Annotated in this window: 7 protein-coding genes; 2 read left to right on the top strand and 5 right to left on the bottom strand. The window is 64.9% G+C overall.

Features of this window, described 5'->3' with window-relative positions:
- Positions 1–236 precede the first annotated feature (236 nt).
- From ACLFQI_RS09950 to ACLFQI_RS09940, 3 genes are read right to left on the bottom strand one after another with little or no spacing between them, the layout of a single operon-like run.
- Positions 237–959: a PolC-type DNA polymerase III gene (locus ACLFQI_RS09950; RefSeq protein WP_410758964.1), complete on the bottom strand. Its 723-nt coding sequence runs from the start codon at positions 957–959 to the stop codon at positions 237–239.
- A 22-nt stretch (positions 960–981) separates the two neighbouring features.
- Complete coding sequence (locus ACLFQI_RS09945) at positions 982–2931, bottom strand: DUF294 nucleotidyltransferase-like domain-containing protein (RefSeq protein ID WP_410758962.1); 1950 nt, start codon at positions 2929–2931, stop codon at positions 982–984.
- A 45-nt stretch (positions 2932–2976) separates the two neighbouring features.
- Positions 2977–3519, bottom strand: coding sequence for a MarR family winged helix-turn-helix transcriptional regulator (locus ACLFQI_RS09940; protein ID WP_410758961.1), 543 nt, complete (start codon positions 3517–3519; stop codon positions 2977–2979).
- Between the two features lie 328 nt (positions 3520–3847).
- Here ACLFQI_RS09940 and ACLFQI_RS09935 point away from each other — a divergent pair, with 328 nt between their 5' ends.
- Together ACLFQI_RS09935 and ACLFQI_RS09930 are read left to right on the top strand one after the other, a co-directional pair.
- Positions 3848–4660 (top strand): class I SAM-dependent methyltransferase, encoded by an 813-nt coding sequence (locus ACLFQI_RS09935; protein WP_410758959.1) that lies wholly within the window; start codon positions 3848–3850, stop codon positions 4658–4660.
- The gene (locus tag ACLFQI_RS09930; protein ID WP_410758957.1) at positions 4657–5502 is read left to right on the top strand and encodes an SAM-dependent methyltransferase; all 846 of its coding nucleotides are present in this window, start codon (positions 4657–4659) and stop codon (positions 5500–5502) included. The genes ACLFQI_RS09935 and ACLFQI_RS09930 overlap by 4 nt, the downstream gene beginning before the upstream one ends.
- Positions 5503–5632: 130 nt before the next feature.
- On the opposite strand, the gene adk is transcribed toward ACLFQI_RS09930, so the two are convergent.
- Together adk and ACLFQI_RS09920 are read right to left on the bottom strand one after the other, a co-directional pair.
- Complete coding sequence (gene adk / locus ACLFQI_RS09925; protein WP_410758955.1) at positions 5633–6298, bottom strand: adenylate kinase; 666 nt, start codon at positions 6296–6298, stop codon at positions 5633–5635.
- 181 nt (positions 6299–6479) lie between these two features.
- A partial coding sequence (locus tag ACLFQI_RS09920; RefSeq protein WP_410758954.1) for an alpha-E domain-containing protein occupies positions 6480–7440 on the bottom strand: 961 nt, incomplete at its 5' end.

Raw genomic sequence — 7440 nt, 5'->3', positions numbered from 1 at the left:
CGGCATCGCCTTTAGCGAGCAACAGCGACAGGTGGTCGACTTCGCGGTTGAGCGGCTCGACTGAGGCCAGGCCAGTCAACTCCGCGCAAGAACCAACCGAGACCTCCAAAAAGTCACCAGCCGTCATCGCGCGATTCCGAAACCGAAGTCGGACAGGCTCCTATGGCCGCTCAACCTGATTGCCGGACGACACTGGCCTAGAAGCCGAGGTTCCACGGGATGTTCGTGTCCGCGTGTCAGGGCGAATGGCGATAGGCATTGGACGCCGGTGGGCGCAGCAGCTCGGCCAGGGTTGCGCGTCCGGAACGCGCCGCCACGCGTAACAACCGCAGCAGGATCAGCGCGGTCAGAAAGGCATCGCCAGGCGCCGTGTGGCGGTCGTGCGGCACGACCCCGAAGAAGCGGCACAGCCCATCCAAGGAGAGATCCTCGAGACCGGGCTCGGGGCCGAAGGCGCCCTCCTCGATCAGCGCCAGCGTCAATTGGCCCGTATCCAGGTGCCGGTTGCGCAAGCGCTCGTCGCCATAGCGCGCCAAGGCCGCGTCGATCATCGCCAGATCATGGCCGATGTGATGGCCGACGATGACCCCATCGCCGAGATAGCGCAGCAAGGCCGAAAGCGCCTCCGACTCCTCCAGCGCAGATTGGGTCTCGCTGCGCGTGATGCCATGCACCAGGGTCGCGGCGGTGTTGAAACGCACCCGCAACAGGACCTCGAGATGATCGCCGAGATCGATCTGCCCCTCGGTCACCGCCACCGCGCCCATGCTGACGATGCGATGACGCTTGGGGTCGAGCCCGGTGGTCTCGCAGTCGAGCACGCAGAAGCGCACCTGCTCGAGGTCATCGTCGTCGCTCCAGCTGTGCTCGAATGCCGAGCGATAGGCGACCAATGTCGAGGCAAGCGCTGGGCTTTCGATCGTCTCAGTATCACCTCGCATCTTGGCAGCGTCCGGCATCTTGGTCTTCTCTTGGCGTCATCTAGCGTCTTGGCGCGGCGCCATAACGCTTGCCCACGTACTCCATCAGCCCGAGCACGGTGCGAAAACCCGACTTGAGCAGATTCTGCTCGAGCCGCGTCAGTTTGGAGGGCTCGATCTGGCTGCCATCGGAATGGCTCGACAAGCCAGCGCGGGTCCGGTAGTAGAGCGCGTTGCGGAAGGCGGCGATGGTCTCGTTCACCAAGACCGCCGCCTCCCGATCATCGGGAGCGAGCGCGCCCAGACGCTCGAGCGTGCCCGCCGGTTGGTCGATGCCGGCCTCCAGCACCAGCGCGCGCGCCAGGTCGACCACCGGCTGCAGGGTCGCGCGCTGCACATCCAGGGTTTCGGTATAGCGACCATCGTCATCGATGACCAGGCCACGGAAGAAGGTCAAGGGCGGCAGATTGGCCATCGAGTCCGCCACCAGCAAGGGCACGAAGCCCGGGCTTTGGTCTTCCTCGCGATGGATATGCTGGTGCAAGCGCGCCACCAGCGTGCAATCGCCATGCACCGGTCGCAGATCGAAGAACGAGGTGGCGCGATAGACGCAGCTCTCGAGCGGCTGGCGAATCCAATGGCTGAAACCGATCTCCCACTCGTTGATCGAGCGACAGGCGCTCGGATGCCCGGAAACGATGCCCTTGGCCGTGCTGACGAAGCCACAGGCGGCGAGCGCGGCGCTGACCCGGCGCCCCAGTTCGAGGAAATAGCCACGCGCGGCGCGCCGCTGATCGGGCTCGGGCTCGTCGTAGATCAGCCCATGATCGAGGTCGTAGAGGGTGGTCAGCTCACCGCGGCCGGCGGCGCCGAAGAACACCCAGCAGTGCTTGAGATCGGGGATCGCATGGCCTTCGGCGCGCAAGGCGCCCTCGACCAGCACCACCACCCGGCGCAGCACCGCCGCGTAGAGCGCGGTGGCCATGGGCGCCAACCAGCGCAAGGCCTCGGCATCGGTGAGCCCGGCGGCAATGAAGGCCTGACCTTGCGCCAGCAGGCCGGACAACTCGTAGATGCCACCGGCCCGCGCCATATCCTCGACGATCGCGAGCGGCGCCGCCGCCTCGATGCGGGCCAGATCGCGGCGCGCCAGCACCGCGCGCACCGGTCCGCGATGACAGCCGTCCTCGGTCAGCACCAGATGCTCGAGTTGCAGCTCGAGCATTCGCGTCAGATAGACGCCAGCCGGCAGCCCCGGGCGCAGCACATCGGTGACCGGCGCCATCAGGCGCGCGGCCGGCGCCGTGAGCGGCAATTCCGCGCTGGCGACGCGATCACTGAGCTGCCGCGTCGAGATCAGGCCCCGTGGCGCGCCTTGATCGTCCACCACCACGGCGGCGGCGCCGGGCGGCTGATCGGCGAGGCGCGCCGCGACCTCGCGCACCGGCGTCTCGAGGCCGCAGATGACCGCGTCGGGCAAGTGCTCGACCCGTTTTGCCATCCAGTCGACCGGACGCCGCCCGAGCCGCAGGTCGTCGGCGCGAGACGGATCGCCATCAAGGCCTGGCGGCGTGATCGCCACCCGGAAGTAGGCCGCCATGAAGTGGCTGGCGCGCGAATGACGCTTGATCTGCTCCCAGAACAGGTCCGCCGGCAGGGCGTAGAGGATGACCTCGGTCTCGGTGCGCGCGGTGTGGGTGTGCTCGGCGATGCCGAGATAGCGTCCGACCCCGAGCAGGTCGCCTTCGCCGCGCACATCGCGCAGGATCTCGACCACCTCGCCGTCGTCGGCCTCGTCCGAGTAGTCGACGAGACGCACCACGCCCTTCTGGATCACATAGAGATAGGGGCGACGCTTCTGGCCATGCTCGAACACCAACTCGCCATCCTCATGGAAGAGGACGCGGCCGCCAGACACCAGCTCGAGCAGCTCCGACTCCTCGAGGTACTGAAACGGCGGATGGCGGCGCAGGAAGTCGGCGACACGATAGGCAATACTGGCAGTCTTCACGGGCTCGCGATCTCGGCAATGGGGCAAGAGTCATCGAGCCGCATACTAGCCGAGATCCGAAAAGCTTTCGTCCTCGCCGTCGGCCACCGCGACCAGCGGCTCGCCAGCGGCGCTCACCGGCCCGGCCACCAACACCGGCGACGCATCGAGCTGCTCGACACCCATCAGCGCGGTGATCCGCTGCAGCGACGAGATCAGCAGGCTCTGCTCCCACTCCTCGAGCGCGAGGAAGCGTTGCACAAAGGCCTCCTGCAGCAAGGGCGGCGAGCAGGACATGACCGCCACCCCCTGCGCGGTCGCGCTGACCAGCACCCGGCGGCGGTCATTACGACAGCGCGCGCGCGCCACCAGCTGGCGATTCTCCAGACGATTCAGGATATCGGTCAGCGTCGCCTGACTCAGGCTGATGCGCTTGGCCACCGTGCCCACCGAGGCCTCGCCGAGGCCGATGATGGTCTTCAACACCAGGGCCTGCGGCGCGGTCAGCCCATGGCTGCGCTCGAGCTGGCGCGAATGCAACCCCACCGCCCGAATCACCCGGCGCAGGGCGATCAACACCTCGTCACAACGGCTATCCGCAGTCGTCATCATCATCTATCCGTCAACAGTTGGTCATAAAGTTTGGTCACAAACGAATTTCGGCCCGCGTCAGCGCCCTCGAACCCGACATAAAACGCTTATTTTCATATGGTTGAAGAACCCCTTGTGCGCGTGACAAGCGCTAAAACGCATGCTCGGCGTTCCAAAAGCTTCGGGTACGATGTACTATAGTGCCCTCTTCGCCGTTCTTCCGCACATCCAGTGATGCAGCGCGGAACGGCTCACTCCGCTCGCGAACCGCCGTCTCGTCACGCCATGCCCGTACTCATCAGCGGTGGCGCGGTGCTTCGCGCAGCCATGACCAGAGAGCCAGACCATGCAGCAACCCGTGACACAACAAAATTACGGCGGTGATCCACTCGCCGTGCGCGATAGCGAAAAGTATCGAGAAGAATACATCGATGGCTTCGTCGACAAATGGGATGAACTGATCAACTGGGACGGTCGCGCCAAGGCCGAGGGCGATTTCTTCATCGAACAACTGCGCGAGCGCGGCGCCAAAAAGGTGCTCGACGTCGCCACCGGCACCGGCTACCACTCGGTGCAGCTGCTCGAGGCCGGCTTCGAGGTCACCAGCGCCGACGGCAGCCCGGTGATGCTGGCCAAGGCCTTCGAGAACGCTCGCAAGCGCGGCCACATCCTACGCACCGTGCATGCCGACTGGCGCTGGCTGAACCAGAGCGTGCACGACCTTTACGACGCCGTCATCTGCCTCGGCAATTCCTTCACCCACTTGCACGAGGATACCGATCGGCGCAAGGCGCTCGCCGAGTTCTATGCCACGCTGCGTCACGACGGCGTGCTGGTGCTCGATCAGCGCAACTACGACGCCCTGCTCGATCATCAGGTGAAGCCCACCCATAACTACTATTACTGCGGCGACAGCGTGCGCGCCGAGCCCGAGCATATCGACGAGTCGCTTGCACGCTTCAAGTACAGCTTCGGCGACGGCTCCACCTATCATCTGAACATGTATCCGCTGCGCAAGACCTATGTGCAACGGCTGATGAAAGAGGTCGGATTCCAGCGCGTCGACACCTATGGCGACTTCCAGGAAACCTACCGCGAGAGCGAACCCGATTTCTTCATTCATTTTGCCGAGAAGGCCTATCTTGGGGGTAATGGATGAAGCAATCCTATTCAGACGCCGTCGAGACCGCGCGCAGCTACTACAACAGCGAAGACGCGGACAATTTCTACTATCACGTCTGGGGTGGCGAGGATATCCACATCGGCCTCTACGAGAGTGCCGAGGAGCCGATCGCGAACGCCTCCGCCCGCACCGTCGAGCGCATCGCCGACCGCATCGCCGCGCCGCTGTCGCGTCCGGACGCGCGCGTGATCGACCTTGGCGCTGGCTATGGCGGCGCCGCGCGCCATCTCGCCAAGCGTTTCGGCTGCCAGGTCCTGGCGCTGAATCTGAGCGAGGCCGAGAACCGACGCGACCGCGAGATGAACCAAGCGGCGGGGCTCGATCATCTGATCGAGGTGGTCGACGCCAGCTTCGAGGACGTCCCGGCGCCGGCTGCGAGTTTCGATGTCGCCTGGTCGCAGGATGCCTTCCTCCATTCCGGTCATCGCGACAAGGTCATGGACGAGATCGACCGGGTGCTCAAGCCCGGCGGCGAGCTGATCTTCACCGATCCGATGCAGGCCGACGCTTGTCCCGAGGGCGTGCTGCAGCCGATCTTCGACCGCATCCATCTCTCCAGCCTGGGATCGTTCGCGTTCTACCGCGAACAGGCCAAGCGACTCGGTTGGGAAGAGGTCGAGGTCCTGGACATGACCGAAAACCTGATCACGCATTACTCACGCGTCGCCGACACCCTGCGCGAGCAACGCGACGCGCTCAAGGGCAAGGTCTCGGATGACTACGTCGAGCGCATGCTCGCCGGACTCGGGCATTGGGTCGAAGGCGGCCGTAACGGTTATCTGAGCTGGGGCATCATCCATTTTCGCAAGCCCGCCTGACCCGCGCGGTCTTGATCCGATCGCCGAGCGGATCGCTCGCCTCACCCGATCGGCTCGCTGAGCGCGCGCGGTGCCATTGCGGCACCCGCGCCTGATCGAACGGCCGGGCCGGCCTCTTGCCGGCCGGGCCTCAGCGCGCTTGGGCCTCGAGGCCGGCGAGGATCTTGTCGCGGATCGCGTCCATCTCGCCCACGCCGTCGACGCGCACATAGCTCGGCGCTCCCTCGCCGCCCTTCTCGGCCCAGGCCGAGTAATAGGCGATCAGCGGCTCGGTCTGCGCGTGATAGACCTTCAGTCGCTCCCGCACCGTCTCCTCCTTGTCGTCATCGCGCAGGATCAATGCCTCGCCGGTCTCGTCATCCTTGCCCGCTTCCCGAGGGGGGTTGTATTCGACATGGTAGGTGCGCCCGGAGGCGGGATGCACGCGCCGCCCGGCCATGCGTTTGACGATCTCCTCGTCGGGCACATCGATCTCGACCACGGCGTCGATCGGCACCCCTTCCTCTTTCAGCGCGTCGGCTTGGGCCAAGGTGCGCGGGAAGCCATCGAACAGGAAGCCGTTCTCGCAATCCGGCTCGCTGATCCGTTCCTTGACCATGCCCATGATGATCTCGTCCGAGACCAGTCCGCCTTCGTCCATGATCTTCTTCGCCGCCTGCCCAAGCTCGGTGCCGGCCTTGACGTGCGAGCGCAGCATATCCCCGGTCGAGATCTGCGGGATATTGAAATGGGTCTTGATGAAGCCTGCCTGGGTGCCTTTGCCCGCACCCGGTCCGCCGAGCAGAATGACGCGCATGAATTCTTGCCTCTTGTCATGGTGAACCGATCGTCTAGGCTGCCACAGCGCCCCAGCCACGGCAATTGCGTGGCGCAAGCGTCTGCATCTTAATCGCCCCCGATCTGGAACTGGCTCTGCAACTGGCTCTGCGCTGGTCTCCGCCCTTGAGCAGACCCCGATCAACTGCCGCCAAGGCGCCTCAGGCCGCGCTGGCCGAGATCAGCGGCGGAAACCAGGTCTGCGCGATCTCGCCATGAAGCTCGGCGATCCCGAGCTGTAGCTCGTCGATGAAATCATGCAGCTCCTTCTGGCTGAAACCGTCCAGCTCGGCGGCATCCAGCGCGCGCGCCAGGCGCCCGTTGACCCGCAGGCTGGCTTCATTGCGCGGCAGACGCTCAAGACCGATGCGTGTGTGATCGATGCACCAGCGCAGCGAGCGCGGAAAACGCGGGCTTTTGAAGATGAAGCCGAGCACCGGCCCGCGCTGCACCCGGATCTGGGTGCTGCGACGATACATCTGATAGGCGGTCATCGACTTCAGCACGCTGACCCACTGGATATTGTCGTAGGGACGCACCTCGTCGGCATCGGGCAGCAACGTGGCCGAGTGCACATCGGCGATGCGCGTGCTCATGTCCGCGCGCTCCAGATAGCGACCGAGCTTGAGGAACTCGAAGCCTTGATCGTGCAGCATGGTGCCGTCGAGCAACCCCGTGATCAGCTGACTATTGGTGATCAGGCCGCGCAGATAGGCGTGGCGACCGGTCTTGGTCAGCCCCTTCTGTAAGCCCTCGCGGGCGAACAGCATCAGGCCATTGATCTGCTCCCAGGCCTCGCGCGGCACGAAATCGCGAATGGTGCGGCAGTTCTCGCGCGCCGCCGCGAGCGCCGAGAGGATCGAGCCGGGATGGCGCTCGTCGCCGAGCAGGAAGCGCATCACCTGGCGTTCGCCATAGTCCTTGTAATGCTCCTCGAACAGACCGTTGGCGCCGGTGATATCGACCAACGGCTTCCAACCGGGCGCGATGCCCTTGGGCAGATCCAACAGCAGATTGGCGTTGACGTTGACGATCCGGGCGGTGTTCTCGGCCCGCTCGATATAGCGAGCAAGCCAGTAGAGGGTCTCGGCGACGCGGGAGAGCATGGTGGTACCTGGTCGA

The sequence above is a fragment of the Halochromatium sp. genome (assembly GCF_046541315.1).
In the GTDB taxonomy this organism is placed as follows: domain Bacteria; phylum Pseudomonadota; class Gammaproteobacteria; order Chromatiales; family Chromatiaceae; genus Lamprobacter.
The sequence above is the reverse complement of the archived record's forward strand: the minus strand, read 5'-3'. Positions and strand labels throughout refer to the sequence as shown.

What these genes read in the sequence shown, in the direction of transcription:
- adk (WP_410758955.1), bottom strand. Translation starts at nt 6,298, where the DNA reads ATGCGCGTCATTCTGCTCGGCGGACCGGGTGCGGGCAAAGGCACCCAG.
- ACLFQI_RS09940 (WP_410758961.1), bottom strand. Translation starts at nt 3,519, where the DNA reads ATGACGACTGCGGATAGCCGTTGTGACGAGGTGTTGATCGCCCTGCGC.
- ACLFQI_RS09930 (WP_410758957.1), top strand. Translation starts at nt 4,657, where the DNA reads ATGAAGCAATCCTATTCAGACGCCGTCGAGACCGCGCGCAGCTACTAC.
- ACLFQI_RS09935 (WP_410758959.1), top strand. Translation starts at nt 3,848, where the DNA reads ATGCAGCAACCCGTGACACAACAAAATTACGGCGGTGATCCACTCGCC.
- ACLFQI_RS09950 (WP_410758964.1), bottom strand. Translation starts at nt 959, where the DNA reads ATGCCGGACGCTGCCAAGATGCGAGGTGATACTGAGACGATCGAAAGC.